General features: G+C 66.3%; 25 protein-coding genes and 1 pseudogene. 7 read left to right on the forward strand and 19 right to left on the reverse strand.

Annotated elements, in window-relative coordinates; genetic code table 11:
* Nucleotides 1–10: 10 nt before the first annotated feature.
* From asd to E7V67_019655, 7 genes are all read right to left on the reverse strand, one after another.
* A complete protein-coding gene (asd, locus tag E7V67_019625; protein ID WUR11894.1) occupies nt 11–1,138 on the reverse strand; it encodes an aspartate-semialdehyde dehydrogenase in 1,128 nt (375 codons plus the stop codon).
* A gap of 87 nt (nt 1,139–1,225) precedes the next feature.
* A complete protein-coding gene (leuB, locus tag E7V67_019630) occupies nt 1,226–2,299 on the reverse strand; it encodes a 3-isopropylmalate dehydrogenase (GenBank protein WUR11895.1) in 1,074 nt (357 codons plus the stop codon).
* Nucleotides 2,300–2,307: 8 nt separating this feature from the next.
* Entirely contained in the window at nt 2,308–2,955 is a 648-nt protein-coding gene (gene leuD / locus E7V67_019635; GenBank protein WUR11896.1) for a 3-isopropylmalate dehydratase small subunit, read from the reverse strand.
* Nucleotides 2,956–3,007: 52 nt separating this feature from the next.
* The gene (locus E7V67_019640) at nt 3,008–3,130 is read right to left on the reverse strand and encodes an entericidin A/B family lipoprotein (GenBank protein ID WUR11897.1); all 123 of its coding nucleotides are present in this window, start codon (nt 3,128–3,130) and stop codon (nt 3,008–3,010) included.
* A 137-nt stretch (nt 3,131–3,267) separates the two neighbouring features.
* A complete protein-coding gene (gene leuC, locus E7V67_019645) occupies nt 3,268–4,671 on the reverse strand; it encodes a 3-isopropylmalate dehydratase large subunit (GenBank protein ID WUR16316.1) in 1,404 nt (467 codons plus the stop codon).
* A gap of 291 nt (nt 4,672–4,962) precedes the next feature.
* Nucleotides 4,963–6,870, reverse strand: coding sequence for a chemotaxis protein CheA (locus E7V67_019650; protein WUR11898.1), 1,908 nt, complete (start codon nt 6,868–6,870; stop codon nt 4,963–4,965).
* Complete coding sequence (locus E7V67_019655; protein WUR11899.1) at nt 6,870–7,733, reverse strand: protein phosphatase CheZ; 864 nt, start codon at nt 7,731–7,733, stop codon at nt 6,870–6,872. Before E7V67_019655 ends, E7V67_019650 begins: the two co-directional genes overlap by 1 nt.
* Before the next feature lie 367 nt (nt 7,734–8,100).
* Here E7V67_019655 and E7V67_019660 point away from each other — a divergent pair, with 367 nt between their 5' ends.
* The 6 genes and pseudogenes from E7V67_019660 to E7V67_019685 all read left to right on the forward strand — a co-directional run bounded on the left by E7V67_019660 (nt 8,101) and on the right by E7V67_019685 (nt 12,461).
* Nucleotides 8,101–8,565, forward strand: a complete 465-nt coding sequence (locus E7V67_019660) for a universal stress protein (GenBank protein WUR11900.1) — start codon at nt 8,101–8,103, stop codon at nt 8,563–8,565.
* A gap of 89 nt (nt 8,566–8,654) precedes the next feature.
* Nucleotides 8,655–9,300: pseudogene (locus E7V67_019665) on the forward strand (response regulator transcription factor).
* A 364-nt stretch (nt 9,301–9,664) separates the two neighbouring features.
* Complete coding sequence (locus E7V67_019670; GenBank protein WUR16317.1) at nt 9,665–10,486, forward strand: helix-turn-helix domain-containing protein; 822 nt, start codon at nt 9,665–9,667, stop codon at nt 10,484–10,486.
* Between the two features lie 172 nt (nt 10,487–10,658).
* Nucleotides 10,659–10,850, forward strand: coding sequence for a hemin uptake protein HemP (locus tag E7V67_019675; GenBank protein WUR11901.1), 192 nt, complete (start codon nt 10,659–10,661; stop codon nt 10,848–10,850).
* An 81-nt stretch (nt 10,851–10,931) separates the two neighbouring features.
* Nucleotides 10,932–11,264, forward strand: a complete 333-nt coding sequence (locus E7V67_019680) for a hypothetical protein (protein WUR11902.1) — start codon at nt 10,932–10,934, stop codon at nt 11,262–11,264.
* A 3-nt stretch (nt 11,265–11,267) separates the two neighbouring features.
* Nucleotides 11,268–12,461, forward strand: coding sequence for a DUF2325 domain-containing protein (locus E7V67_019685; protein ID WUR11903.1), 1,194 nt, complete (start codon nt 11,268–11,270; stop codon nt 12,459–12,461).
* 43 nt (nt 12,462–12,504) lie between these two features.
* On the opposite strand, the gene E7V67_019690 is transcribed toward E7V67_019685, so the two are convergent.
* From E7V67_019690 to E7V67_019710, 5 genes are read right to left on the reverse strand one after another with little or no spacing between them, the layout of a single operon-like run.
* Nucleotides 12,505–13,860 carry a sulfite reductase subunit alpha gene (locus E7V67_019690; protein ID WUR11904.1) on the reverse strand — a complete coding sequence of 452 codons (1,356 nt, stop codon included), beginning with the start codon at nt 13,858–13,860 and terminating at the stop codon, nt 12,505–12,507.
* Between the two features lie 5 nt (nt 13,861–13,865).
* Nucleotides 13,866–14,861 (reverse strand): FAD:protein FMN transferase, encoded by a 996-nt coding sequence (locus E7V67_019695; protein ID WUR11905.1) that lies wholly within the window; start codon nt 14,859–14,861, stop codon nt 13,866–13,868.
* Nucleotides 14,862–14,863: 2 nt separating this feature from the next.
* Nucleotides 14,864–15,682 (reverse strand): DUF4198 domain-containing protein, encoded by an 819-nt coding sequence (locus E7V67_019700; protein ID WUR11906.1) that lies wholly within the window; start codon nt 15,680–15,682, stop codon nt 14,864–14,866.
* Nucleotides 15,683–15,690: 8 nt separating this feature from the next.
* Nucleotides 15,691–16,206: a DUF2271 domain-containing protein gene (locus E7V67_019705; protein WUR11907.1), complete on the reverse strand. Its 516-nt coding sequence runs from the start codon at nt 16,204–16,206 to the stop codon at nt 15,691–15,693.
* A gap of 15 nt (nt 16,207–16,221) precedes the next feature.
* Nucleotides 16,222–16,884: a PepSY-associated TM helix domain-containing protein gene (locus tag E7V67_019710; GenBank protein WUR11908.1), complete on the reverse strand. Its 663-nt coding sequence runs from the start codon at nt 16,882–16,884 to the stop codon at nt 16,222–16,224.
* Nucleotides 16,885–17,056: 172 nt separating this feature from the next.
* Here E7V67_019710 and E7V67_019715 point away from each other — a divergent pair, with 172 nt between their 5' ends.
* Complete coding sequence (locus E7V67_019715) at nt 17,057–17,554, forward strand: pyridoxamine 5'-phosphate oxidase family protein (protein WUR11909.1); 498 nt, start codon at nt 17,057–17,059, stop codon at nt 17,552–17,554.
* Nucleotides 17,555–17,762: 208 nt separating this feature from the next.
* Here the strand turns inward: E7V67_019715 and E7V67_019720 are convergent, their stop codons facing one another.
* The 7 genes from E7V67_019720 to E7V67_019750 form a co-directional block, all read right to left on the reverse strand.
* On the reverse strand, nt 17,763–17,993 hold the full coding sequence (locus E7V67_019720) for a hypothetical protein (GenBank protein ID WUR11910.1): 231 nt from the start codon (nt 17,991–17,993) through the stop codon (nt 17,763–17,765).
* Between the two features lie 32 nt (nt 17,994–18,025).
* Nucleotides 18,026–18,319 carry a KGG domain-containing protein gene (locus E7V67_019725; GenBank protein ID WUR11911.1) on the reverse strand — a complete coding sequence of 98 codons (294 nt, stop codon included), beginning with the start codon at nt 18,317–18,319 and terminating at the stop codon, nt 18,026–18,028.
* A gap of 201 nt (nt 18,320–18,520) precedes the next feature.
* Nucleotides 18,521–19,177, reverse strand: coding sequence for a ligase-associated DNA damage response endonuclease PdeM (gene pdeM / locus E7V67_019730; GenBank protein ID WUR11912.1), 657 nt, complete (start codon nt 19,175–19,177; stop codon nt 18,521–18,523).
* Complete coding sequence (locus E7V67_019735; GenBank protein ID WUR11913.1) at nt 19,174–21,651, reverse strand: ligase-associated DNA damage response DEXH box helicase; 2,478 nt, start codon at nt 21,649–21,651, stop codon at nt 19,174–19,176. Before E7V67_019735 ends, pdeM begins: the two co-directional genes overlap by 4 nt.
* Before the next feature lie 10 nt (nt 21,652–21,661).
* On the reverse strand, nt 21,662–23,314 hold the full coding sequence (locus E7V67_019740; GenBank protein WUR11914.1) for an ATP-dependent DNA ligase: 1,653 nt from the start codon (nt 23,312–23,314) through the stop codon (nt 21,662–21,664).
* Nucleotides 23,307–24,461: a ligase-associated DNA damage response exonuclease gene (locus E7V67_019745; protein ID WUR11915.1), complete on the reverse strand. Its 1,155-nt coding sequence runs from the start codon at nt 24,459–24,461 to the stop codon at nt 23,307–23,309. Before E7V67_019745 ends, E7V67_019740 begins: the two co-directional genes overlap by 8 nt.
* Nucleotides 24,462–24,638: 177 nt before the next feature.
* Nucleotides 24,639–26,342 carry an ATP-dependent DNA helicase RecQ gene (locus E7V67_019750; GenBank protein WUR11916.1) on the reverse strand — a complete coding sequence of 568 codons (1,704 nt, stop codon included), beginning with the start codon at nt 26,340–26,342 and terminating at the stop codon, nt 24,639–24,641.
* Nucleotides 26,343–26,452 lie beyond the last annotated feature (110 nt).

Raw genomic sequence — 26,452 nt, forward strand, 5'->3', positions numbered from 1 at the left:
CCCCGCCGGATTACTTGTCCAGCACGATGCGCAGCATGCGGCGCAGCGGTTCGGCGGCGCCCCACAGCAGCTGGTCGCCCACCGTGAACGCGGAGATGTATTCCGGGCCCATCGACATCTTGCGCACGCGGCCCACCGGGATCGTCAGGCTGCCGGTGACGGCGGCCGGCGTCAGGTCGCGTACCGACGCTTCGCGCGTGTTCGGCACGAACTTCACCCACTGGTTGTCGTTCGCGATGATGTCGTTGATCTCGTCCAGCGGCACGTCTTTTTTCAGCTTGATCGTCAGCGCCTGCGAGTGGCAGCGCATCGCGCCGATGCGCACGCACAGGCCGTCCACCGGAATCACCGAGGAGCCGAAATCGGCGCCGCGGCCCAGGATCTTGTTGGTCTCGGCGCCGCCCTTCCACTCTTCCTTCGACTGGCCGTTGTTCAGGTCCTTGTCGATCCAGGGGATCAGGTTGCCGGCCAGCGGCACGCCGAACTGCTTGGTTTCTTCAGCCGACAGGCCGTGCTGGGTGGCCAGCACCTGGCGGTCGATCTCGAGGATCGCGGAAGCCGGGTTGTCCAGCAGGCCCTTGACGGCGCCGTTGATGGTGCCGAACTGCGTCAGCAGCTCGCGCATGTGCTGCGCGCCGCCGCCGGAAGCGGCCTGGTAGGTCATCGACGTCATCCACTCGACCAGGTCCTGCTTGAACAGGCCGCCCAGGCCCATCAGCATGCACGACACGGTGCAGTTACCGCCGATGAAATTCTTCACGCCCTTCGTCATCGCGTCCTTGATGACGTTCAGGTTGACGGGGTCCAGCACGATCACGGCGTCCTTCTCCATGCGCAGCGTGGAGGCGGCGTCGATCCAGTAGCCGTTCCAGCCGGCCGCGCGCAGCTGCGGGAACACCGCGCTGGTGTAGTCGCCGCCCTGGCAGGAGATGATGATCTCGCAGCGTTTCAGCTCGTCGATGTCCATCGCATCCTTCAGCGTGGTTTCGTTCTTCGCCATCGCCGGGGCCTTGCCGCCCGTGTTCGACGTCGAGAAGAACACCGGCTCGATGTGATTGAAGTCGCCCTCTTCCTGCATGCGTTGCATCAGGACCGAACCGACCATGCCGCGCCAACCTACCAGACCTACTAGTTTCATTTGGAATCCCTCGGATTATTTTGTGTGTTCTCGTGTAACGCCGCGCGGGTCCGTCCGGCTGACCGGAACGGGCCCGCGGCGCTCAAATTATTTCGCCAGTGCGGCGACCACCGCGTCGCCCATCTGCTCGGTGCCCACCTTGGTGGTGCCTTCTTCGAAGATGTCCGGCGTACGCAGGCCCTGTGCCAGCACGGCCTTGACGGCGTGCTCGATGCGGTCGGCCTGCTCGGCGCGGCCCAGCGAGTAGCGCAGCATCATGGCGGCGGACAGGATCGTCGCCAGCGGATTGGCGATGCCCTTGCCGGCGATGTCCGGTGCCGAGCCGTGCGACGGCTCGTACAGGCCCTTGTTGTTCGCGTCCAGCGAGGCCGATGGCAGCATGCCGATGGAGCCCGTCAGCATGGCGGCGGCGTCGGACAGGATGTCGCCGAACATATTGCCGGTGACGATGACGTCGAACTTCTTCGGTGCCCGCACCAGCTGCATGGCGGCGTTGTCGACGTACATATGATCCAGCGCCACGTCCGGATACTCCTTGTGCACATCGGTGACGATGTCCTTCCAGAACTGGAACGTCTCCAGCACATTGGCCTTGTCCACGGAAGTCAGGCGCTTGCCGCGCTTTTGCGCCGCCTGGAATGCCACGTGGGCGATGCGGCGGATCTCGCCTTCGGCGTAGCGCATCGTGTCGAAGCCTTCGCGCTGGCCCTGGAACGGGCCATCCGGGCATGTGCGCACGCCGCGCGGCTGGCCGAAATAGATGTCGCCGGTCAGTTCGCGGATGATCAGGATGTCCAGGCCCGACACCACTTCGGGCTTCAGCGTGGAGGCGCCGGCCAGTTCCGGATACAGGATGGCGGGACGCAGGTTGGCGAACAGGCCGAGGTTCTTGCGCAGGCCGAGGATGGCCTGCTCGGGACGCAGCGGACGGTCCAGCGTGTCGTACTTCCAGTCGCCCACGGCGCCGAACAGCACGGCGTCGGCGGCCTTGGCCAGCGCCAGTGTGGCTTCCGGCAGCGGGTGGCCGGCGGCCTCGTAGCCGGCGCCGCCGACCGGCGCGGTCTCGAGTTCGAACTGTTCGTCCAATGCGTTCAGGACCTTGACGGCCTGGGCGACGATCTCGGGGCCGATGCCGTCGCCCGGCAGGATTGCGATTTTCATAGTTGTTCTCAGATCGAGTTGGCCAGCCAGGGCTGGCTTGCCAGATGACGCTCCTCGAAGGCGCGGATGCTGTCGGCATGACGCAGGGTCAGGCCGATGTCGTCGAGGCCATTCATCAGGCAGTATTTACGGAAGGCGTCGACCTGGAAGGGGTAGGAGATCTTGCCGTCCTGGGAGCGGATGACTTGCTGCTCAAGGTCCACCACCAGGCGGTAGCCGGGGAAGGCCTTGACTTCGTCGAACAGATGATCGATCTGCGCTTCGGTGAGCACGACGGGCAACAGGCCGTTCTTGAAGCAGTTGTTGAAGAAGATGTCGGCGAAACTGGGCGCCAGGATCGCGCGAAAGCCGTACTGCTCCAGCGCCCACGGCGCGTGCTCGCGCGAGGAGCCGCAACCGAAGTTCTTGCGCGTCAGGAGGATCGAGGCGCCCTGGTAGCGCGGCTGGTTCAGCACGAAGTCGGGATTGACGGGGCGGCGCTCGTTGTCCATGCCCGGCTCGCCGTGATCCAGGTAGCGCCACTCGTCGAACAGGTTGGGGCCGAAACCGGTGCGGCGGATCGACTTCAGGAATTGCTTGGGAATGATGGCATCGGTATCGACGTTGGGACGGTCGAGTGGAGCGACGAGGCCTTCATAGACTGTGAATTTTTCCATGGTGCTCTGCTGGTGGGCGGCGGCGCTGCCGTACGGGCGCGCCGCCGCGGTGTTATTTTCTGCCGGCGCCTTCGACGACCTGGCCGACCTTCTGCACGTCCTTGCCGATGCCGGCGATGGTGTTGCAGCCGGTTAGGATGAGGGTGGTGAGGGCGATGGCGAAGATGGTTTTCATGGTTGCTGTTTATGCTTGAGTGTCCGGGCCCGATAACGAACCCAAAGGCGTAAATCTGGGGTCAGACCCGGCGGGTCTGACCCCGGCCTGTCGCCGTTGGGTGAAACGGCAAACCTGCCCCTTACTTAATACAACGTTCAGCGGATCGCGCGCACGTCGACAAAATGGCCGGCGATACCGGCGGCGGCCGCCATGGCAGGCGATACCAGGTGGGTACGCCCGCCCTGGCCCTGGCGGCCTTCGAAATTACGGTTCGACGTCGAGGCGCAGCGCTCGCCCGGCTCCAGCCGGTCGGCGTTCATCGCCAGGCACATCGAGCAGCCCGGCTCGCGCCATTCGAAGCCGGCCGCCTTGAAGATGGCGTCCAGCCCCTCGCGCTCGGCCTGCTCCTTGACCAGTCCCGAACCCGGCACCACCATGGCCAGGCGCACGTTCGACGCGCGCCGCTTGCCGCGCACGACGGCGGCCGCGGCGCGCAGGTCCTCGATGCGCGAGTTGGTGCACGAGCCGATGAAGACCTTGTCGATGCGGATGTCCTCGATCGGCGTGTTCGGCTTCAACGCCATATAGGTCAGCGCCTTTTCCATCGCGTCGCGCTTGACCGGATCTTTTTCGTGATCGGGATCGGGCACGCGGCCGTCGATCGACGTCACCATCTCGGGCGACGTGCCCCAGGTGACCTGCGGCTTGATCTCGGCCGCGTTGAGCGTGACCACCATGTCGAACCTGGCGCCCGGGTCGCTGTGCAGGGTGCGCCAGTAGGCCACGGCCTGGTCCCAGTGCGGGCCGGCGGGCGCGAACGGACGGCCCTTGATGTAATCGATCGTGGTGTCGTCGACGGCGACCATGCCGGCGCGCGCGCCCGCCTCGATCGCCATGTTACAGACCGTCATGCGGCCTTCCATCGACAGCGAACGGATCGCCGAGCCGGCGAATTCGATCGCGTAGCCGGTACCGCCGGCCGTGCCGATGACGCCGATCACCGCCAGCACGATGTCCTTGGCGGTGACGCCCGGCGGCAGCGCGCCGTCCACCTGCACCAACATCGATTTCGATTTCTTCGCCAGCAGCGTCTGCGTGGCCAGCACGTGCTCCACTTCGGAGGTGCCGATGCCGTGCGCCAGCGCGCCGAAGGCGCCGTGGGTCGACGTGTGCGAGTCGCCGCACACCACCGTCATGCCCGGCAGGGTCGCGCCCTGCTCCGGGCCGATCACGTGGACGATGCCCTGGCGCTTGTCGTTCATGTTGAAGTACGTCAGGCCGTACTCTTTCGCGTTGCCGTCCAGGGTTTCGACCTGCAGGCGGGAGACCGGGTCGGCGATGCCGTGCGAGCGGTCGGTGGTGGGCACGTTGTGGTCGGCCACGGCCAGGTTGGCGGACAGGCGCCATGGCTGGCGGTTGGCCGCGCGCAGGCCGTCGAAGGCTTGCGGGCTGGTGACTTCGTGCAGGAGGTGGCGGTCGATGTACAGGATGGCGGTGCCGTCTTCCTCCGTCCGCACCACGTGGGATTCCCAGAGTTTGTCGTAAAGCGTCTTCATGATTGCTGCTTACTGCCTGTGTGTGAGAAGTTCCATTTTGATTATGCCACAGTTTGTGCGCTGCAAAACAAGCCGACTTTCCGCCTTGTGGGCCGATGCCTCTTGATTGGGTGCGGCGCGCCGCTGGCGCCCGTTTCTGCAATGTCCTGCCAAAAGTTGCCTTAAAAATGGGGACAGACCCCATTTTAAGGGAAACATTGCCAAATAATTGGGGTCTGTCCCCATTTCCGTGGCAACAAAAAAAAAGCCTGCGAGGCGGTCGCAGGCTTTTTTACTACTTGCTTGGCAACTTGCTTATGCTGCCATGCGCACCGCGCCCCTGCAACCATCCATCAGGAACGATAGGCCCACGACCAGCACCAGCTCGCCTTCGGCGGAGCGGGCCGTACCCGTGATACCTTCCACGGCAATCGCCGTCATCGGCTTGATGACGAGGTCGGCGGTGCCGTCCACGGCGCCCACGGCCAGGATGTACGGTTGCGGCGAATTGATGACGATGCCAACGCGTTCCGGCGACAGCTCGTAACCCAGCGCGCCGGCCAGCGAACGCACCGGCAGCGGACGGCCCTGGTCCTTCAGCACCGGCGCGCCGCCCACTTCCATGAACGTTTCCGGCAGCTCGACCACGCGCTGGACCACCGCCATCGGCAGCGCCAGCAGCGCGCCCGACGTGGAGACCAGCATCGTCGGCACGATCGACAGCTCGATCGGCAGGCGGATGGCAAACTTGGTGCCCTTGCCCAGCATCGATTCGATGTGGATCGCGCCGCGGTTCTTCTCGACGGCGGTCTTCACCACGTCCATGCCGACGCCGCGGCCGGAGACGGACGAAGCCACTTCCTTGGTCGAGAAGCCCGGCAGGAACACCAGCTGGTACGACTCGTCGTCCGTCATGTTGGCGGACGGCGAGATCAGGCCCTTCTCGGCGGCCTTCTTGCGCAGCGCCATCGGGTCCATGCCCTTGCCGTCGTCCTGCAACACGATCATGACGCTGTTGGCTTCCTGCCATGCCTTCAGCAGAATGGTCGCCTTCGGGTTCTTGCCGGCGGCGACACGCGCGTCCGGGCCTTCCACGCCGTGGTCCAGCGCGTTACGCAGCATGTGCACCAGCGGGTCGTACAGGCTGTCGACGACGACGCGGTCCACTTCCGTTTCCGCACCCTCGATGACCAGTTCGACTTCCTTGCCAAGGTCCTTCGCCAGTTCGCGCACCAGGCGCGGGAACTTCTGGAACAGGCGGCCGACCGGCTGCATGCGGGTCGCCAGCGTGGCGCGCTGCAGCTCGGTGGAGTAACGCGATGCGCGCTCCAGCGTTTCGGTCAGCGCCGACATCAAGGTGGCGGCCTGGCCTTCGAACTTGAACTGCTGCAGGCGTTCCAGCAACACGGCGGCCTGGTTGGCGGCCTGCACCGATTCGCCAGCCACTTCCAGCAACGCGTCCAGCTTGACCGCGTCGATACGGATGCTTTCTTCCTTGGCCGGGGCGGCGTGCGCGGCTTTTTCCTCGCGGCGCTCGACGCCATCCCACTTCTTGCCGCCAGCCGCTTCGGCGGCAGGCGCGGCGGCGGGGGCCGGGGCGGCAGCTTGCGCCGGAGCAGGCGCGGCAGCGGCAACCGGAGCAGCCGCGGGCGCAGGCGCGGCCGAGCGGGTCACGGAGCCAGGCGGCATCACGGCCTCGTACATGCCTTCCCAATCCAGGCCGTCGGCGGACGGCGCGGCAGCGGCCACTGGCGCGGCGGCGGCAGGTGCCGGCGCGGCGGCAGGGGCTGCGGCCGGGGCGGCGGCAGGCGCGGCGGCGGCCGGCTTGGCCGACGACACCTTGCCTTCGATCGCATCCGTCAGGATCTTGTCCAGTTCCGGCGGCATGGCCGGCAGGCTTTCCGGCGCGGCACCGTTGTTCAGCTCCGCCAGCTGGTCGGCCACGAAGCCGGACGCCATCAGCGCCGCCTCGATCGACAGCGGCGTCACCGGCGCGGCGCCGGTACGCAGGGCGTCGAACAGGTTTTCCGTCAGGTGGCAGGCCGAGACCAGCGCGCCCAGGTTCATGAAGCCGGCGCCGCCCTTGATCGTGTGGAACGAGCGGAACACGGCGTTCAGCGTTTCTTTGTTGTCGGGGTCGCGTTCGAGGCGCAGCAGATGCTCCTCGACGTTGACCGCCAGGTCCATCGCCTCGACGACGAACTCTTTAAGCATATCGTCCATTAGAACCCCAGATCGGCAAGAAGATCGTCCACACTGTCCTGGCTCAGCGCCACCGTCGGTGCCGACGGGCCACTCATCAATTCCACTTTCTCCACTTCCTTCTGCGCGATCCGCTCGCGCTTGTCCGCCGGCGCGTTGTCCTTCAACAGCTGCGCCAGCTCCTGCTCCACCGTCTTGGTGATCGTGACGACCTTCTTGATCAGCTGGCCGGTGATGTCCTGGAAGTCCTGGGCCATCATGATTTCCAGCAGGCGTGCCTTCTCGGCCTCGGTCGCTTCGGACACGGCCTGGGCGAAGGCGCGCGAGTCGCCCGCCAGCACCTTGAACTCTTCAATGCTGAGCTTGCCTTCGAACAGCGCGGCCCAGCGGTCTTCCATTTCCTTGGACTTCTTCGACAGCACGTCCTGGGCCGGCATGCCGTCGTCCAGCGTGTTGAGCACCTTGTTGGCGGCCTGCTCGGTCAGCGTGGCCACGTATTCCAGGCGGTCCTGCGCGTCCATGATCTGGCTCGAGGCCTCGGTCAGGGCCTTGTCGTAACCCAGTTCGCGCAGCGAGTCGTGCAGCAGGCGGACAATGCCGCCCAGGCGCTCGAACATCGTGCCATCGTTGGCCTGGCCGTCGCCCGCTTCGGCGGATGCGGCGGCGGGTGCGGCAGGTGCCGGCGCCGCCGGTGCTACCGCGGCCGCGGCGGGGGCTGCTTGCGCAGGCCCTTTCGCGGCGATCTCGTCGAACAGACTTTCCAGGTCGTCTTCTGCTGCGGCGGTCGGCGCCGGGGCCGGGGCTGCGGCCGGGGCGGGAGCGCTGGCGCGCTGCGCAGACACTTCCTCGAATAATGCGTCGAAATCATCAGCGGCGTCGGTCATATCCCTGCTTCTCCATAATCAATAAATTGCTGCCGTCAACGCTGCCTGTAGCGGTACTTTTGATGACGCTCGGCAATATTAACGCACTTCCGCGAGTGTAGCAGGGGCGTACCTGCTTGTTCAATCACCGATTCGACAAAGCCCGGGCAAAAATGTGCGGCGGCAGCAAAAGGGTGACTTTGTGTTGTATTTGGGCTGCTGGCATTTATGCATGCCGTTTGTCATAAACAAACATGGCATTTACTCCAAGTTTGCGCCCCGTCTAATCTACTCTTGAGAAAGATCAAATCTTTACATCCGGACAAGGGGGTGAAACCCGTTTACAATGAGCTCGTTGGACCGACACTCTGTCGACACGGAGGCAGCGATGTACCGGAAAATCCTGATCACGACTGACGGATCGGCTGTTTCCCGCATGACCGCCTGCGCCGGCGTGTCGTTTGCTCAGCAGATGGGGGCCGAGGTACTGGCCCTGTTCGTCGCGCCGGAATACCAGTATCCCATATATGTGGAGATCATTCCGCCCAGTTATCCAAGCGAAAGCGAGTACCGGGCCGCCATGCAACGCGCGGGACGCGAGCACACGCAATCGATCGTCGATGCGTGCGCCCGCAAGAACGTGCCGTGCACCAGCCTGACGGAGTTCGCGGAAAGCGCGGCATTGAAAATCGTGGAGGTGGCACAGCAGCAGCATTGCGACCTGATCTTCATCGGTTCGCACGGGCGCAGCGGCTGGGGCCAGCTGCTGCTGGGCAGCGTGACGAACAAGGTGCTGTCGCACTCGCGCATTCCCGTGCTCGTGCATCGCCTGCTGAAGGAGCCGGTCGACTGAGCCGCCGCCGCATGCGGCCGGCGGTTTGCGCAATACGGGCACTTTTTCCACAGTTATAGTTGCAGTACCAGAAACCGACAGCCAAACCTATGATCAGAATAGTCATCGCCGACGACCACACCATCATGCGCGAAGGACTCAAGCGCATCCTCGACGGTGCCCCCGACATCGACATCACGGGCGAGGCGGTCGACGGCTTCGAGGTGTTGCGACACGTGCGCCAGGGCGGGTTCGACCTGCTGCTGCTCGACCTGTCGATGCCGGGCCGCAGCGGCGTCGACCTGATTCGCCAGATCCGCAGCGAGGCGCCCAAGCTGGCCATCCTGATCCTGACGATGCACGAGGAAGAGCAATATGCCGTGCGTGCCATCCGCGCCGGCGCGCAGGGCTACCTGACCAAGGAAAGCGCCGGCACCCAGCTGGTCGGCGCCATCCGCAAGGTCGCCTCGGGCCGCCCATTATATCAGTACGGAAGTGGCGGAGCAGCTGGCACTGAACATCATGATGCCGAACGAGACCCTGCTGCACAAGCAGCTGTCCGACCGCGAGTTCGAGGTATTCTCCCTGCTTGTCTCCGGCAAGTCGATCACCGAGATCGCCAACAACCTGCACCTGTCGGTCAAGACCGTCAGCACCCACAAGACCCGTATCATGCAGAAGATGGGGATGACCTCGCTTTCGGAAATGGTGCAGTACGCAGTTGCGCATAAGCTACTTTCGCCGTTCAAGGCCTGAGCCTGGCGGCACACTGTCCTACCCTGCCGCTCACCCCGCTTCTCACTCTGTGGAGCGGGTACTCCCAGTAGGAGTATTCCTACCTCTCCCCGCCGTCTCCTACGGCATATTCAGCGCATTACCGATATTTTTCACTCGGGGCCGTTGGCATACTGAAACCACTCCAGTTGCTTTACATCTACGTCGAGAACGTCGCGGGCTGTAACAGCCCGGCAACTGGTTGCCGACAAGCCGAAAACCGAGACCGCCTTTCTGGTTTGTTATCCGAATAGCCAAAATTCATTGTCCAAACCAGGAGATCAGCATGCTCCCAACGCAAATGTCCGAAAACCGTGCCGCCGCGTCGGCCGCCCACACGCCCGCCATGGAAGCGGGCCGCCAGCGCCAGGGGCGGCTGTGGTCGAACCTGAAAGAGGTGTGCGACCTGCTGCACATCCCGTCGGCCTGCACGATCCAGTCGGAGGAGCTGCTGTTCCAGCACGTGCAATTCAAGACGGGCCAGCGCATCCATACCATCGGCCAGCCGTTCGATACCCTGTACATCGTCAATTCCGGCTTCCTGAAAACCGTGCTGATCGACGAATTCGGCAACGAGCAGGTGCTGAGCTTCCCGATGAAGGGCGACATGCTGGGCGTGGACGGCATCCACAGCCGCCAGTATGCGTCCGAGGCGGTGGCGCTGTCCGACTGCGACCTGATCCTGCTGCCCTTCAAGAAGCTGACGGCGCTGGGCCGCGTGCATCTGGAACTGGAAAACATGATGTATGGCGTGATGAGCCGCGAGCTGGTGCGCGAGCAGGCGATGATCGGCATGCTGGGCGCCCTCAGCGCGGAGGCCCGCGTGGCCCGCTTCCTTGTCTCGCTGGCCGACCGCTTTGCCCAGATGGGCTACTCCAGCAAACTGTTCAACCTGCGCATGACGCGCCACGAGATCGGCAGCTACCTGGGCCTGACCCTGGAAACCGTCAGCCGTACCTTGTCCGCCTTTAACGAAATCGGGCTGATTACCGTCGACCAGCGCACCATCGGCATCAAGGACCCGGACGCGCTGAAAACCCTGCGCCGCCTGCCGCCCTCACGCTCGCGCTCGAAGAGCGGCGCCGGTCGCAAGGCCGCGGCTGTCGAAGCCGCGGAACCCGCCGCACCCTCGACAGGCCCTTCTGTCCAGCTGATGGCCGCCGTCTGAGCGGTGCGCGCCCTCCCATTCGGGCTCCATCCTCACCCAGCTTGGACCCGCCTCGGCGGGTCTCTTTTTTTGTTGGCCACACACAGCACGGAAAGCACAAAAAGAACTTGCATTTTCGGCAGCGCTATCCAATAATGCAAATGCGAATCATTCTTATTTGAGGCCAACCACCATGCCAACCATGACCATGCCAGCCACCCCGGCAACCGCAGCGACCCAACCGTCCGCGCGTCAGCCCCAGCCTGTGCAGCGCTTCACTACCGCCGGCCTCATGCAGGACCGGCGCGAAGTGGAAATCGAACACGCCGGCCGCATCTACCGGCTGCGCATCACCCAGCTGAACAAACTGATCCTGACCGCCTGACCGTCCCGCATCACCCGCCACACCCCACCTCAGCCAGCCAACCGTCCCGGTAGCCAGCCAACGTTCCGAGGAGAGTCCCGAATGGCTATCGACCATACCGATCCGATCTACCTGACACCCGGCGCCGGCGGCGCCCAGCCCGAGCTGATGCTCTCCGCCGTGCTGCACCTGATGTCGCACTACACGGCCAGCGAAGAGTCCGCATGCGTCAAGCTGGCATCCGTCATCGAACGGCACCTGAAGGCCCTGTCCACCCTGCCTGGCATGGCGCCCGTGCTGGCCGCCACGTGCCAGCAACTGTCCGAGCAATGGGCGACGATCGTCGAGCGCTCGCTGCCGCCGGTGAAGGAAAAGGAAGAAGGCTTCCTCAGCCGCATCATGGGACGGGCGCGCCCGACGCCGCAGGTGGTATAAGCGATGTGCGACAAACATCCGATCGCCCCGCCGCCCGATGCGGCGCAGACCTCGCGCCGCCGCCGCATCTGGGAGCTGTCGCATACTTGCCACTGCCCGTTGATCGGCGTCTGCATTCCATTGGGCGCCCTGCGCAAGCTGGTCGGCAAGGTCGCGGGCGGCAAGGTGCTGGCCGACGACTATGAGGTACACGTGGGCGCCGTCAGCGAATGCGGCACGCGCAACCGCCTGTCCGAAGCCGTGCAGAAGGAACTGGAGCGCCGCTTCGCGACCGTCATCGCACGCTTTCGCGCCGCCCGCACGACCGAACAGCTGGCCGAACTGTGGCAGGGTGCGGTAGCGAGCGGCGACGTCGCCGGCGCGTTCTGGGCCGGCCTCAGCCATCCGCGCTGCGCGCCCGAACTGGAAGAAAAGATGTGCCGCGACCTGCACATGATCCAGCACCAGGCTGGCGCCTGCACGCGCGCCGACCTGCACCGTTTCAATGCTGTCGTCGACGAGAACGCCAGTTTGACTCGCGAGCTGGCCAAGCTGCAGCAACGCAACGCGGCGATGCAACTGGAGCGCACGGCGGAGCAGGACAAGCATGCCGCGGCGCTGATGCAATTACGCGCGCAACTGGTCGGGCGCGACAGCATCATCGACTCGTTGCGGCAGGAGCTGGAACAGCTGCGCAACGCCATTCCCGGGCTGGAAACCCGCGAACGGCTGGCGCAGCGCCTGGCCCAGACCGACGAGCGCGAGCGCGCCCTGCGCGGCCAGATCGCGGACTTGCGCAAGCTGCTGCTGCAAGCGCAGGCCCAGCTGGAAGCGGCCACTCCGGCCGCGCCGGCCGAAGAAGTGGACGGGCCGCCGGCCGTGGTGGAGCACATCATCCGGCTGCCGATCCGGCTGGCCGAGCGCAACGTGCTGTGCGTGGGCGGCCGCAGCGGCAACGTGTCCACTTACCGCGCGGTGATCGAGAAAGCGGGCGCGCAGTTCGCGCACCACGACGGCGGGCTGGAAGATAACGCCGGCAAGCTGGAAGCCAGCCTGGCGGCGGCCGACCTGGTGATTTGCCAGACGGGCTGCATCAGCCACAGCGCCTACTGGCGCGTGAAGGACTTCTGCAAGCGTACCGGCAAGCGCTGCGTGTTTATCGACAATCCCAGCATCTCCAGTCTGCAGCGCGGCTTGCAGGAACTGCACGAGGCTTGAGAGACAGGGGCCGGGCCGCATGGCGGACCGGCTTGCGCGGCGTTCAGTACACGTCGCGGCGATAGCGTCCTTGCGCCGCCAGCGCATCGACGGCGCTGGCGCCCAGGATGTCGCGCAGCGCCGTATCCACGCCACCGGCCATCCCTTCCAGGCTGCCGCACACATAGATCGCCGCGCCCTGCCGGATCCACTCGCCCAGCGCCGGCGCCTGACGGCGCAGCACGTCCTGCACGTACACCCGTTCGGGCTGGTCGCGCGAGAACGCCAGGTCGAGCCGCTCCAGCATGCCTGCCTCGTGCAGTGCGTGCAGTTCCTGGCCGTAATGCAGATCGTGTACCGCGTTGCGTTCGCCGAACAGCAGCCAGTTGCGCCCCTGCCGCGCCAGCACGCGGGCACGCAGGTGGCCGCGCAGTCCGGCGATGCCGCTGCCGTTGCCGATCAAGATCAGCGGGCGCGCGGCATTCTCTTCGAGCCGGAAGCGGCGGTGCTGGCGCAGCCGCAACGCCACGGTCGCGCCCACGTCGGTCTGTTCGCACAGCCAGCCGGAGGCGACGCCGCTGCTGCCGTCGCCATGGCGCTGCAGCCGCACCAGCAGGTGCACGCGGCCGTCCGCCGGCACCGAGGCGATCGAGTATTCGCGCGGCCGCTCCGGGTCGCCCGGCGCCGCCACCTGCACCAGGTCGCCGGACTGCCACGATGGCAGCGCGCCATCGGCCGGCAGCAGTTCCAGATGATAGACGGGCGCACCCGCGCTGCCGGGGTTGAGCAGGCGGCGCTCGGCCAGCCGCCACGGCGCGAACGCGGGCGCGCTCCAGTCGGGTGCGTCGCTGGTACCGGCCAGGTGGCTCAGTTGCTGGCGCCACTGGCCGATGGCCTGGGCTGAGCTGCGGTCCACCTCGATGCGGTCGAACAGCGGCTGCGCGCCCTGCTCGCGCAACCATGCATCGAGCGCACGGCCGAAGCCGCAGAACTGGGTGTAGGCGCGGTCGCCCAGCGCCAGTACCGCGTAGTGCAGGTGCGACAGCGCCAGCCGGCGCGTCATCAGGCTGCTGGCGAACGCGGCGCCCGCGTCGGGCGCGTCGCCCTCGCCATAGGTGCTGACGACGAACAGGATGCGCTCCGTGCGCTCCAGCGCCTGCTGCGTCACCCCCGCCAGTTCGCAGACGCGCACGCCGATGCCGGCCAGGCGCAAGGTCGCGGCGGTCTGCTCGGCCAGTTCAAGGCCGTTGCCGGTCTGGCTGGCATGGGCGACGATCCAGCCGTCCGCAGCCTGCGCCGCGGTGCCGGCGCGCTTGCGCCGCTGGCGCAGCCAGGGCAGCAGGCAGGTGATGCCGTAGGCGACGAAGCCGGCCGCGGTCAGCGCCAGGCGCGTGGTGTCGTTGGTGACGATATCTGCCATCGGGGTCAATCGAGCATCGCGGCAAACGCGCTGCTGGTGGATTCGCGCAAGCTGCCGTCGCCCTGGCGCACCAGGTAGCGCACCGCGATGCCGCGCCGTTCGGCCAGGCGCAGGCCAGCCTCGACGCCCAGCACCGTCAGCGCGGTGGACCATGCGTCGGCCGCCATGCAGCTGGCATCGACGACGGTGACGGATGCGATGCCGCTGTCGATCGGCAGACCGGTGCGGGGATCGATCGTATGGGGGCGCCGGCCGGCGCCATCGACGAAATAGCGGCGGTAGTCGCCCGACGTGGCGATGGCCAGGCCATGCAAGCCGACGACGATGCCGTCGTCGCCGGCGCTCGCATCCAGCGGCTGTTCCAGCGCCACCCACCAGGGCTGGCCGTCCGGCTTGACGCCGCCGCCACGCAATTCGCCGCCCACCTCGACGAGATAATTGGCGAAGCCAAGGCTCTCCAGCCGCAGTGCGAGGCGGTCCACCGCATAACCTTTGGCGACGGCCGACAGGTCGAGCTGCACGCCGCCGGGCTGCCAGGCCCGCCCCGTTTGCGGGTCGAGCCGCACGTGCGCGCGCCGCGCCAGCACGGCCTGCACCTGCGCGGGCGTGGGCGGCACGAAGCCGGGTTCGTCGTGGCGGTCGAGGGGCCCGAAGCCCCACAGGTTGACGAGCGCGCCGGCGCACGGGTCGCAGGCGCCGCCGGAGGCCTCGCACACGTCCAGCGCGAACGCCAGCACTTCCAGGAACTCGGTCGGCAGCGCGTGCCACGTGCCCGCCGGGGCGCGGTTGAAACGCCCCAGGTCGGAGGCGGGCTCCCAGTGGCTCATCTGCGCCACCACCAGGTCGAGTTCCGCTTGCAGGAGCGGGGCCAGCTCCGCCGCCGCGCCGGCGATCCGCGCCGACCAGCTCGTACCCATGCTGGTGCCGCGCAGCTCGTGGATGGCGGCGCCGGCGGGCGGCGCCGCGGACGAGATCGCGTGCGGCAGCAGGACCCGGCGCATGCTTACTGCGGCAGCACTTCGACGGTGGCCGCGTAGGTCACGCGCAGCGGCGGCATCTGTGGCGGCTGGCCCGGTTGCGCGGGCGCCTGCGCCGGCCAGCTGCTGCTGACCAGGTACATGCCGGCGGCCGGAATCGTGAACGTGATCTCGCCCTTGGCGTCGGTGCTCTGGCGGATTTCGCCCAGGGTGCCGCGATAACGCACCCCGCCCGGGATCAGGCTGAAGGCCAGGTTGGCGGCCGGCTTGCCGTCCAGCAGGAAGCGCCAGGTGGCTTTCTCGCCGGCGCGCATGTCGTTCGGGTGCGTGACGGGCACCAGCTCCAGGCCCTTGCCGGTCGGCTTGAACACGGCGTTATCGGGCTCGTTGGCGCTGACGAAGGTCTCCAGGCGGCTGTTGGTGCGGCTCACCTTCAGGTCTTCCGCGTTGGCCGGCACTTCCTTGGCCAGGTTGGCTTCCAGGCCGCGCCAGCGCTTGGTCTCGCCGTTGGCCTTCCAGCTGGCGAAGGCCGTCTGCGAGACCAGCGCGATGCGGTAGGTGCCGTTCTTCGCCATCTTGACATCGAACGTGCTGCGCAGCTTGCCGGTGCTGGCATTCTCCGGCGTGACGGCGGCGCCATCCGGACCCGTGACGACGATGCCGTCCAGTTTCAGGGGCACGTGGTCGATGTCGAACAGGCCTTCGGAGATGGCCGCGTCGACGGTTACCCACGGCTCCTTCGCTTCGACCAGCGTGGACGATGGCAGCAGCCACGGCTTGTGCGCGTGCGCGCTGAACGCGGCGCCGGCCAGTGCCAGCGCGATCAGGGTTTTATGGAGCTTCATGGCTGTCCTTAAGGTTTGACCTGCACGACGACGTTACCCAGTTCTTCCTTGCCCTTGGCGGAGAATTCCTGCGCCGACTTCGGCGGCCACGCCACGGGCACCTTGACCAATTCGCGGCCGCCCGCCTCGCGCGCGGCCTCGACCACCAGCTGGTACTGGCCGGCCGGCAGCTTGTTCAGCGCTTCCTTCGCGACCGGGAAGGTCAGCGTGTGCTCGCCCGGCGCTCGGGTGGCGCCGGAAACGCCGTCCAGCGGCAGGGCCAGGTCGCGGCCCGTCTTGCGCCACCACTGGCGCATGTCCTTGACCCACTTGGTGCCGGCGTTGTCCTTCTTCTTGGTGTCGTACAACACGGCCAGGTTGGCGACGACCTTCTGGTCCGCGTTTTCCATCCACGCGGCGATGTAGGGCTTGTGGTACTCGGCCACGTTCAGTTGCGGGATCTCGAGCTTCAGGGCCAGGTCGGCCGCCATCGCCGATGCGCTGAACAGCGGAATGCTGAGCGCGATGGAATAGCGTAATTTCATGGTGTGCCTTAAGTGTTAGTGAATGAACAGCAGTGCGATGACGACGGGAACCAGCACGCCCAGGCCGACCATCGGCCACGTGAACGGCCGGTTCGCCGCATGGAATTTGAGGATCAGGAGGCCCGTGATGCAGAACACCAGGCAGGCGCCGGCAAAGATATCGATGAACCAGTTCCATGCCGTGCCGGTGTTGCGGCCCTTGTGCACGTCGTTGAGCCAGGAAATCCAGCCGCGGTCCGTATTCTCGAACTCGGCCGCGCCATCCTCGAGGCCGATGCGGACCCAGGCATCCCCGCCGGCCTTCGGCAGCGGCAGGTAGACCTCCTCGGGCGACCATTCGGCGGCGCGACCGCCCGCCTTGACGGACCAGGTAGCCAGCAGCCAGTCTTCGGCGGCCGCAGGCAGCGGCACCTTGTCGCCGTCATGCCGCGCCGCGAAGGTCTTCAGCTGCGCCAGCAGCGGCGCCGGCGCCGTGGCCTCCTTGCGCACGATCGTCGGCTTGGCTTCGATCTGGGAGGCGTGGTTCAACGTGATGCCGGTAATACTGAACAGGAACATGCCCAGCAGGCACAGCGCGGAGCTGATCCAGTGCCATTGGTGCAGCTGCTTCAGCCACACGGCGCGGCTGGCGCGGGCGGTGCTGGCGGCCGCCTGGACTGGGTTGACGTCTTCGCTCACTGGTTCTTCCTGCTGCCGGCATTTATATGAATCATCAGATGATAATGATTATCATTTGCGGAGTCAATTATGTAACAGCCGTGGATACAAATCAGGTGTACGCCAGCGTACAGAGTCGCGCCGGGTGCGCGCGTATCGTTGGGCTTTGTTCTGGACAATACAGGAGGCCACGATGACGATATTTACCAAGGACGAACTGGACGATCTGACCAAGCGCGTCAAGGATGTGAAGTTCGGGATGTTCACCACGAGCGACGACGAGAACCGGATGACGAGCCGCCCGCTGACGCTGCAGCAGATCGACGAGGCCGGCACGATGTGGTTCTTTGTTTCCGACGAGGAGGAGTTCACGACGCACCTGGTGAACAACCCCTCCGTCAACGTCAGCTTTGCCGACGTCGACGATCACCTGTACGTATCCGTCGCCGGCCGCGCGGCGCTGGTACGCGACCGCGCCAAGATGGAGCAGCTGTGGAAGCCCTCCGTCAAGGCCTGGTTCCCGGAGGGTCTGGACGACCCGCACCTGGCGCTGCTGGAAGTGCAGATCCAGTCGGCCGAGTACTGGGATACGGGCAACAGCAAGATGGTGAGCCTGTTTGCGATGGCGAAGGCGGCGCTGACGGGCAAGCGGCCGACCAATGTTGGCGAGCACAAGCACTTGGGGCACTGAGCCAGACAAACCCGCGGTAACCCGTGGTGACAGGCTCCTATCTGGCCGCCGCCGGCGGCCAGATAGGAGCCTGTCACCTTTGGGTCTTGCCGGCGCCGAGAGTAGCTTTGCCTCACCCAAAAAAAATCCGCCAACCGGCGGATTTCATTCGACGTCCAGCCCGACTTCGGCCCGCCCCTCACATGCGGGCCGCGTCGGCGCGTTGCCGTCATACGCCGGAACTGGCTTCCGGCCCTGGCGCTCCGCCTTCCGTACCGGGCTGTTCGCCCTGGCGTGCGCCCTGATCCGTGCTCTGGCGGTTGCCCGGGATCGGCCGGTCGACCCGCCTGACTTCCGTTTCCGGAAAATCGATGTTGCCGATGCCCGGATGCTCGGTGTCCACTAGCACGAAATTCTCTTCGCTGCTTTTGTTCTTGCGGGAATTGTCAGATGGAGTCATGCCCATTCTCCTCGACGTGCTTCCTGCGCTGTTCAGCCCTGGTTGCCCTGGTCATTGCCACCGCCGGAATTACCGCCGCGTGCGCTTTGGCGATTGCCGTTCTTGTGGCTCATGGCCCCAGCCCGGCGTGCCTCCTCCGACGTGAACTCGTGCGCCGTGCCTTTCGCATGCGCGGCACGTCCCCCTTCGGATGCGATCTCGCGCTGACGCTGCGGATCCATCGACGCAAAGCCGCGATTACGCGTTGCGCTTTGCTTGTTACCCGTATTGCCCTGGGCCTCGCCTTGTCGGTTACCTCGATTATTACCCTGATTCGATGATGCCATGATCAATTCTCCTGAAGTGATGCATTGGGGGATTTTGACGTGGTGGAGTGAGGGAGGAACCCGCGCCCGATCGTTCTCACCGACCAGCGACGATCATTGTTATAACGATCGGGCAACAGGAGTACTCATCGTAGTGCAAACACTGAGCAGGAAATATAGGACGCGTACAGGTGTCCCTGTAGGACAGCACCTACCAAAACCCTATTTATTTTCCAGTGGGAAAATCGCTTCTTCCACCGCCAGGTACAGCCTGTCCTCCGCCGCCGGCTCGATCTCATGGCCGCCCGTGAAGGAACCGAACGACGGCAGGATGGCACGGCGCGGGCCGACCAGGAAACAAGGCAGGCGCATGGACTCGCGCCCGGCCCGCAGCCGGTAGACGGGATGGACGTGCCCGGCCAACACGTAGCCGTCGCAGGCGAGGTCGGGGTGGTGGCAGAACGCGAACGGCCCCAGCACGTAAGGCTCGTCCACCAGCGCCAGTCCCAGCTGCGCGGCCGGATCGCCCGCATGCTTGTCGTGGTTGCCGCGCACCAGTGTCAGCACCAGGTCGGGATGGCGCGCGCGCCAGGCCAGCATCGCCTGCACGGTAGCGGACGCATGCGCCGCTTTCGCATGCAGGAAGTCGCCCAGGAACAGCACGTGGCGCACGTCGTGCGCCGCCAGCAGCGCATCGAGCGCCTCTAGGTTTTCGGTGGTCGTCCCGCGCGGGACGGGAATACCCAACGCACGGAACGACGCCGCCTTGCCGAAGTGGATGTCGGCGATCACCAGCATCCGTTCGCGCGGCCAGTACAGGGCTTTCTGCGCCAGCAGCAACACCGCTTCGCCCGCCAGCTCGGTGGACGCCGCGTTCATGGTCCGGCCGCCTTCTCGAGTTCGCGCAGCACGCGCGCCACGCGGTCGGACAGCTTCTCCGTCGACAGCTTCTCGCGGAAGCGCTCGACCATCAGCGCGAAGCCGAACGGCGTGGCTCTTTTTGTCTCGTGGTAGCTGACGGCGCGCCCCTGCAGCTCCTCCAGCGTGGCGCGCAACCGGTTCAGTTCCAGTTCCTGCTCCAGCACTTCGCGCTGGGCCTGCGTCAGCAACAGGTTGCCGGCGTCGTGCTTGCGGAACACCTCGAAGAACAGCGACGACGAGGCCTGGATCTGCCGGTTGCTTTTCGGCTGGCCCGGATAGCCCTGGAACACCAGGCCGGCGATGCGGGCGATCTCGCGGAAGCGCCGCTGCGACATTTCGGTCGCGTTCAGGCTCGCCATCACGTCCTCCAGCAGGTGCCCGGTGCCGAACAGGCCGACGTCGCGGCCGTGCGCCGGCGCGAACACGGTGGCCCAATCGACGTTGTCCGGCGCCAGCAGCTCGAAGCCGTAGTCGTTGACGGCGATGGAAAAGGTGATCGGCTGCATACGGCCGATGCGGTAGGCGAACAGCGAGGCCAGGCCGATGTGCACTGCCCGCCCGGCGAACGGATACACGAACAGGTGATGGCCCTCGCGGCTGTGCAGGCTTTCGATGACGGTGCGCGCCGGCGTCGGCAATGCCGACCAGCGCGCCTGGATCTCCAGCAGTGGCGCGATCGCCAGCATCTCGGGCCCGCTGTAGACGCCTTCGGTGACGCGCTGCATCTGCGCCAGCGCCGCATGCGCCAGCTCGGACGACAGCGGCATCTTGCCGCCCTGCCAGCGCGGTACCGCGCCCTTGGCACCCGTGGCACGCTTCACGTAAGCCGTCATCTCGTGCACGCGGATGAATTCCAGGATGCGGCCACCGAACAGGAAGTTGTCGCCCTTGTTCAGGCGCGCGATGAAGCCCTCCTCCACCGTGCCGATGCGCCCGCCGCTCTGGTACTTCACCTGGATCATCGCCTCGGACACGATGGTGCCGATGCCCATGCGGTGGCGCCGGCCCAGCGCCACGTCCGGCACACGGTAGACGCCTTCCTCGTCCGGCAGCACGCGGCGGTATTCCGGGTAGACGGTGAGGCTCTGGCCGCCGCGCGCGACGAAGTCCAGCGCCCACTGCCACTCCTCCTCCGTCAGGTGGCGGTACGACCAGGCGCCACGCACCTCGTCGAACAACGCCTCGGAGCGGAAGCCGCCGCCCAGCGCGATCGTGACGAGGTGCTGCACCAGCACGTCCAGCGGCTTTTCGGGCACGTGGCGCGCCTCGATGTCGCGGTCCTTGACGGCCTGGATCGCGCCAGCCGCTTCCAGCAGTTCCAGGCTGTGTGTGGGCACCAGGGTGACGCGCGAGACGCGGCCCGGCGCATGGCCGGAGCGCCCGGCCCGCTGCAGCAGACGGGCGATGCCTTTGGCGCTGCCGATCTGCAGCACGCGCTCGACCGGCAGGAAGTCCACGCCCAGGTCCAGGCTGGAGGTGCAGACCACCGCTTTCAGCTCGCCCTTCTTCAGGCCCAGCTCGACCCAGTCGCGCACTTCCTTGTCCAGCGAGCCGTGGTGCAGCGCGATGATGCCGGCCCAGTCGGGCCGCGCCTCCAGCATGTTCTGGTACCACAGTTCCGCCTGCGAGCGGGTATTGCAGAACACCAGCGTGGTGGCGTGCCGCTCGATCTCGCCGATCACGGCGGGCAGCATCTGGATGCCCAGGTGACCGGCCCACGGAAAGCGCGAGGGATTCGCCGGGATCAGGGTGTCGACCAGGATGTCCTTGCGGATGCTGCCTTCCACCGTGGCGCCGGCCATGCCCGGTCCCAGCAGCACCTCCTTGGCGCGCGGCAGATTGCCCAAGGTGGCGGAGAGGCCCCACACGACCAGTTCGCCGCCCGCCTGGTGCGCCCAGCGCCGCAGCCGGGCCAGCGCCAGTTGCGTCTGCACGCCGCGCTTGTTGCCCATCAGCTCGTGCCATTCGTCGATGATGACCATGTCCAGCAGCGCGAACTGGGTGGCGGCATCGGCCTTGGACAGCATCAAGGTCAGGCTTTCCGGCGTCGTGATCAGGGTGTCCGGCAGATGCTTGGCCTGGCGTGCGCGGGCGGCGGACGAGGTGTCGCCGGTGCGCGCATCGACCGTCCAGCCGGGCATCAGCTCGGCCGCTGATTCGCTCAGCGCGCGCAGGGTATCGGCCGCCAGCGCGCGCATCGGCGTGATCCACAGCACGCGCAGGCCGCGCTTCCTGGATGGCTTGGCGCACATGGCCCGCTGCAGCGCGGCGAACCAGACCGCGAACGTCTTGCCGGAGCCAGTCGTGGCATGCAGCAGGCCCGATTCGCCCGCCAGCGCGGCCTGCCAGACGGCGCGCTGGAACGGGAAGACCTGCCAGCCGCGCTTGGCATAAAAGGTGCCGACCTGGCGGGCCGCGTCGCGCCGGTTCATGCGCGCCTGCTCATGCGCCGATGCTGGCCTGGGCCAGCAGGCCTTTCAGGGTATCGAGCGTGTCGGCCTCCTCCACGCTCTTGTCGTCGCGCCGGCGCAGGATGCGCGGGAAGCGCACCGCGATGCCGGATTTGTGGCGGGGCGACGCGGCGATGCCTTCGAACCCGATCTCGAACACCATCGTCGGCCGCACGCTGCGCACCGGGCCGAACTTCTCGATCGTGGTGCGGCGGATCGCATTGTCCACCTGCGCGATCTCGGCATCCGTCAGGCCCGAGTAGGCCTTGGCGAACGGCACCAGCTGGCGGCCGCCATTGCCGTCGCCGTCCCACACGGCGAACGTGTAGTCGGTGTACAGCGAGGCGCGCCGGCCATGCCCGGCCTGGGCGTAGATCAGCACCGCATCCACGCTGTAGGGATCGATCTTCCACTTCCACCACGTGCCCACGTCCTTGGTGCGACCCACGCCGTATTGCGCGCTGGCGGCCTTGATCATCATGCCCTCGACGCCGCGCGCGCGCGACTCGTCGCGGATGCGCGCCAGGTCGTCCCAGCTGGTCGCATGGACAAGCGGCGAGATGCGCAGGCGCGGGTTGTCCACGCGCGCCACCAGTTGTTCCAGCAGCGTGCGCCGTTCGCATTGCGGCAGCTGGCGCAGGTCCACGCCATCCAGTTCCAGCAAGTCGTACGCCACCAGCGCGGCCGGCAGCTCGGCCAGCAGCTTGGCCGACAAGGTCTTGCGGCCGATGCGCTTCTGCAGGTCGGCGAACGGCGACGGATTGCCGCTGTCCTTGTCGCCGGTCTGCCAGACCAGGATCTCGCCATCGACCACGGTGCCATCGGGCAGCCGGATCGCCGCCAGCTCCGGAAAGCGCTCCGTGATCAGGTCCTCGCCGCGCGACCACAGCCAGTTGTCGCCGGCGCGCGCGACCAGCTGCGCGCGCATGCCGTCGTATTTCCACTCGACCTGCCAGTCCTTCAGCTCGCCCAGCGTCTGCGGCGCCGCCTGCAATTGATGCGCCAGGAAGAAGGGGTAAGGCTGGCCGCCGCGCATCGCGTGTTCCTGGTCCGATTGCGCCGCGATCAGTTGCAGGAAGCCTTGCGCGGTGGGCCGCACGCTGCCGTCCGTCCAGCCCATCAGGCGCTGCGCGATCAGCTTCGAGTCGACCGCCGCGATGGCGGACAACGCGCGCGTGACGAGGAGCTTCGAGACGCCGACGCGGAAACCGCCGCCGATCAGCTTCATCAAGAGGAAGCGTTCGCGCGTCTCCAGTTCATCCCAGTAGTCGAACAGCGCCTGGCGTATCGTCTCCGGCGCCGCGCCACGCAGGGGCGCGATGCGCTGCTCGATCCATACCGCCAGCCCGACGTCGCTGCGCGTCTTCGGCTCCGGCAGGATGTGGGCGATGGTTTCGGCCAGGTCGCCCACGGCGTCGTAGCATTCGTCGAACAGCCAGTCGTCCAGGCCCGCGTATTCGGTGGCGTACTGGCGCAGCAGTTTGACGGGCACGGCCTGGCGCGGCTTGCCGCCGGCCAGGAAGTAGACGGCCCATGCGGCGTTCTCCGGCGCGGCGCTGGAAAAGTAAGCCTTCAGGGCTTCCAGCTTGCGGTTGGTGGCGGTGGTCTCGTCCAGCTCCGCGTACAGGCGGGCGAATTCACGCATCGGCATCCTCCCCGCCTGCCTCGTCCACCTGGCGACGCGCTTCGGCCGTGCCGGCGGCGCGCGCCGCGTCGGCCTTTTCGCCAACTGCCCAGCGCTGCGCGACGGGGTCCGGCTCGGCTGCCACCACGCCTTCCGCCGCCGCGCCGGCCGCCGCCGCATTTTCCGCTTCGTCGTCGCCGTATTCGGTGTCGAAGCCCTTGGCATCCAGGCCGTTCTGGCACAGCCAGCGCACCATCGTGGGAATCGAACCGTGCGTGACGACGACCCGTTCCGCCTCGGTGGCCTTGATGGCGCTCATCAGGCCAGGCCAGTCGGCGTGGTCGGACAGCACGAAGCCGCGATCGACGCCACGCCGGCGCCGGGCGCCGCGCAACAGCATCCAGCCGCTGGCAAAGGCGTCGCTGAAGTCGCCGAAGCGCTTGACCCACGGCGAGCCGCCGGCCGACGGCGGCGCGATGATGATGGAACGCTTGATGTCGGCCTTGTCCACGTCGCTGACCATCTTCGTTTCCGGCAGCGGCACGCCGGCGGCGCGGTAGACGCGGTTCAGCGGCTCTACGGAGCCGTGGCAGATGATCGGGCCGATCGAGGCATCGAGGCCGGACAGGATGCGCTGCGCCTTGCCGAACGAGTAGCACAGCATCAGGCTGGCGCGTCCCTCGGCGGCGTTCTTGCGCCACCATGCGTTGATGTCGTCGAAGGTCTGCTGCTGCGGCTCCCAGCGGTAGATCGGCAGGCCGAAGGTCGACTCCGTGATGAAGGTATGGCAGCGCACCGGCTCGAACGGGGTGCAGGTGGCGTCCCCCTCGACCTTGTAGTCGCCCGAGGCGACCCAGATTTCGCCGCCGCATTCGAGCCGTACCTGGGCCGAACCGAGCACGTGGCCGGCGGGATGCAGCGAGATCCGCACGCCGTTGTGTTCGATGGTTTCACCGTAGTCGAGACCCTGCACGGTGATCTCGCCCAGGCGCGAGCGCAGGATGCCGACGCCGGGGTTGGCGGCCAGGTAGTGGCCGTGGCCGACGCGCGCATGGTCGCCGTGGCCATGCGTGATGACGGCGCGCTCGACGGGCCGCCACGGATCGATGTAGAACTGGCCCGGCACACAGTACAGGCCTTCCTTGCGTACCACCACCATATCGGACATATGCTTTCCCTCTTCCGGCTTTTGGTCATTCTAGCTAGTGAGGGATTGCTTGTATGTCCGTTGGCGTACAGTGCGCGGGTCAGCCGCAGGCTGTTCCCGCAAGACCCATGGTGACAGGCACCTATCTGGAGGTCGGAGACCTCCAGATAGGTGCCTGTCACCGGCGGGTTTGGCGGATCACACCGGCTGCACGAATTCGGCCATGAACGTCTTCGTCGTATTCTCGGGGAACTCGATGGTGATCTGGTCGCCCGCGACGGAAAGCACGGTGCCGATGTCGAACTTCGGCACTTTCACCTGGCTGCCGACCGCGATCACGGGGCCCGGCGGCACCGAGGGCTCCGGCGGCGGCTCGAACAGCACCGCCTCGCCCTCCTCCACCTGCACCGACGGCGGCGACACGCAGTTGTCGCAGCAGCCGCAGTGTTCCAGCCCGGCCGAGGCGTCGTTGAAATAGTCCAGCATCAGCTTCCAGCGGCAGTAGCCGCTCTGCGCATAGCCGACCATCTGCTCCAGCGCCTCGCGATCGCGCTCCTGCTTGTGCTGGTAGATCGCCGAGAGCTGGTCGAAGATCACCGCGTTGGGGTCCTTGTTGGTCAGCAGGTAATCGAGCTTGCGGTTCTGGCGCAGCAGCTTGCCGTCCTTGAGCAGCTTCAGGCAGACTTTCAGCTTGCTGTCCGCCATGTCCGGCAGCGCGTCGGCGATCACGCCCGGCTGGCACGGTACCAGCGGCACCACCGCGTCGTAGACCGTGCGCAGCTCGTGCGCCGACGGGTAGTGCTTGACGAGGAAGAACTGCTGCAGGCGCTTGTCGTCCTGGAAGTACAGCAGCGTGCATTCGGCATTTTCGCCATCGCGCCCGGCGCGGCCGGACTCCTGGTAGTAGGCCTCCAGGTTGGCCGGCACCTGCAGGTGGATGACGAAGCGGGTGTCGCTCTTGTCGATGCCCATGCCGAAGGCATTGGTGGCCACCATCACGCGGCGCTCGCCGTTCATGAACAGGTCCTGGTTTTCCTTGCGCTCGCGCGCCGGCAGGCGGCCGTGGTACAGCGCGACGCTTTCGCCGGCTTCCTGCAAGGCGCGATGCATCTCCTCCGCCGCCTTGACGGTGGCGGCGTAGATGATGCCCACGCCCGCCGTTTCGCGCACCAGGCGCAACGCCTCGGCCGTCTTTTCGGCAGGATTGGTGATCTGGATGACGCGGTAATGCAGGTTGGGCCGGTAGATGCCCGTGTTCACCACGTGCATGCGCGTGCCCAGCTGGCGGCCGATGTCGTCGATCACATCCGGCGTGGCCGTCGCCGTCAATGCCAGCACGGGCGGATTGTCCAGCGCGCGCCGGGCCGCGCCGATCTCCAGGTAAGCCGGGCGGAAATCGTGGCCCCACTGCGAGATGCAGTGGGCCTCGTCGACGACCAGCAGGGCAATCTCGGTTTCCTTCAGCACGTCCAGGAACTCCGGCGTGACCAGGCGCTCCGGGGTGCAGAACACGATGTTGCTGAGGTTGTTGCGGATGCTGTCCAGCGCTTCCAGTTCCTCCTCGCGCGACAGGCTGCTGTTCAACTGCGCCGCGCCGATGCCGATTTCCTCCAGCTTTTCCAACTGGTCCTTCATCAGCGAGATCAGGGGCGAGACAACGACTGTCGTGCCCTTGAAGATCGAGGCGGGAATCTGGTAACAGAGCGACTTGCCGCTGCCGGTGGGCATGATGGCCAGGGTATCGCGCCCTTCCAGCACGCTGTCGATGACGCGGCGCTGGCCGTCGCGCAACTGGTCCACGCCGAACACGTTGTGCAGCAGGTTGCGGATCAGGCGCGCGCGCGCGGTGCCGATGCGCACGGCGGCGCGTTTCTCGGCTGCGGAGAGATTTCGGGTTACCATGATTTATCCGGTGACTATCGTAGCAACCAATGTAGGCGCCACGGGGCCGGTAATCCATAGGACGCAGCCTACAAAGTGCGTAGGAGAGTAGCGAGAGCTGAACCCGGTAT

Origin of the sequence: [Empedobacter] haloabium (assembly GCA_008011715.2) — a bacterium.
GTDB lineage: Bacteria > Pseudomonadota > Gammaproteobacteria > Burkholderiales > Burkholderiaceae_D > Rugamonas > Rugamonas haloabia.

Excerpts from the sequence above, each read along its gene's own strand:
- leuD (WUR11896.1), bottom strand. The coding sequence starts at position 2,955 with ATGGAAAAATTCACAGTCTATGAAGGCCTCGTCGCTCCACTCGACCGT.
- E7V67_019650 (WUR11898.1), bottom strand. The coding sequence starts at position 6,870 with ATGGACGATATGCTTAAAGAGTTCGTCGTCGAGGCGATGGACCTGGCG.
- E7V67_019690 (WUR11904.1), bottom strand. The coding sequence starts at position 13,860 with ATGGCAGATATCGTCACCAACGACACCACGCGCCTGGCGCTGACCGCG.
- asd (WUR11894.1), bottom strand. The coding sequence starts at position 1,138 with ATGAAACTAGTAGGTCTGGTAGGTTGGCGCGGCATGGTCGGTTCGGTC.
- E7V67_019720 (WUR11910.1), bottom strand. The coding sequence starts at position 17,993 with ATGACTCCATCTGACAATTCCCGCAAGAACAAAAGCAGCGAAGAGAAT.
- E7V67_019735 (WUR11913.1), bottom strand. The coding sequence starts at position 21,651 with ATGAACCGGCGCGACGCGGCCCGCCAGGTCGGCACCTTTTATGCCAAG.
- pdeM (WUR11912.1), bottom strand. The coding sequence starts at position 19,177 with ATGAACGCGGCGTCCACCGAGCTGGCGGGCGAAGCGGTGTTGCTGCTG.
- E7V67_019655 (WUR11899.1), bottom strand. The coding sequence starts at position 7,733 with ATGACCGACGCCGCTGATGATTTCGACGCATTATTCGAGGAAGTGTCT.
- E7V67_019680 (WUR11902.1), top strand. The coding sequence starts at position 10,932 with ATGGCTATCGACCATACCGATCCGATCTACCTGACACCCGGCGCCGGC.
- E7V67_019675 (WUR11901.1), top strand. The coding sequence starts at position 10,659 with ATGCCAACCATGACCATGCCAGCCACCCCGGCAACCGCAGCGACCCAA.
- E7V67_019745 (WUR11915.1), bottom strand. The coding sequence starts at position 24,461 with ATGTCCGATATGGTGGTGGTACGCAAGGAAGGCCTGTACTGTGTGCCG.
- E7V67_019640 (WUR11897.1), bottom strand. The coding sequence starts at position 3,130 with ATGAAAACCATCTTCGCCATCGCCCTCACCACCCTCATCCTAACCGGC.
- E7V67_019750 (WUR11916.1), bottom strand. The coding sequence starts at position 26,342 with ATGGTAACCCGAAATCTCTCCGCAGCCGAGAAACGCGCCGCCGTGCGC.
- E7V67_019670 (WUR16317.1), top strand. The coding sequence starts at position 9,665 with ATGGAAGCGGGCCGCCAGCGCCAGGGGCGGCTGTGGTCGAACCTGAAA.
- E7V67_019725 (WUR11911.1), bottom strand. The coding sequence starts at position 18,319 with ATGGCATCATCGAATCAGGGTAATAATCGAGGTAACCGACAAGGCGAG.
- leuB (WUR11895.1), bottom strand. The coding sequence starts at position 2,299 with ATGAAAATCGCAATCCTGCCGGGCGACGGCATCGGCCCCGAGATCGTC.
- E7V67_019695 (WUR11905.1), bottom strand. The coding sequence starts at position 14,861 with ATGCGCCGGGTCCTGCTGCCGCACGCGATCTCGTCCGCGGCGCCGCCC.
- E7V67_019705 (WUR11907.1), bottom strand. The coding sequence starts at position 16,206 with ATGAAATTACGCTATTCCATCGCGCTCAGCATTCCGCTGTTCAGCGCA.
- E7V67_019740 (WUR11914.1), bottom strand. The coding sequence starts at position 23,314 with ATGCGTGAATTCGCCCGCCTGTACGCGGAGCTGGACGAGACCACCGCC.
- E7V67_019715 (WUR11909.1), top strand. The coding sequence starts at position 17,057 with ATGACGATATTTACCAAGGACGAACTGGACGATCTGACCAAGCGCGTC.
- E7V67_019700 (WUR11906.1), bottom strand. The coding sequence starts at position 15,682 with ATGAAGCTCCATAAAACCCTGATCGCGCTGGCACTGGCCGGCGCCGCG.
- E7V67_019685 (WUR11903.1), top strand. The coding sequence starts at position 11,268 with ATGTGCGACAAACATCCGATCGCCCCGCCGCCCGATGCGGCGCAGACC.
- E7V67_019660 (WUR11900.1), top strand. The coding sequence starts at position 8,101 with ATGTACCGGAAAATCCTGATCACGACTGACGGATCGGCTGTTTCCCGC.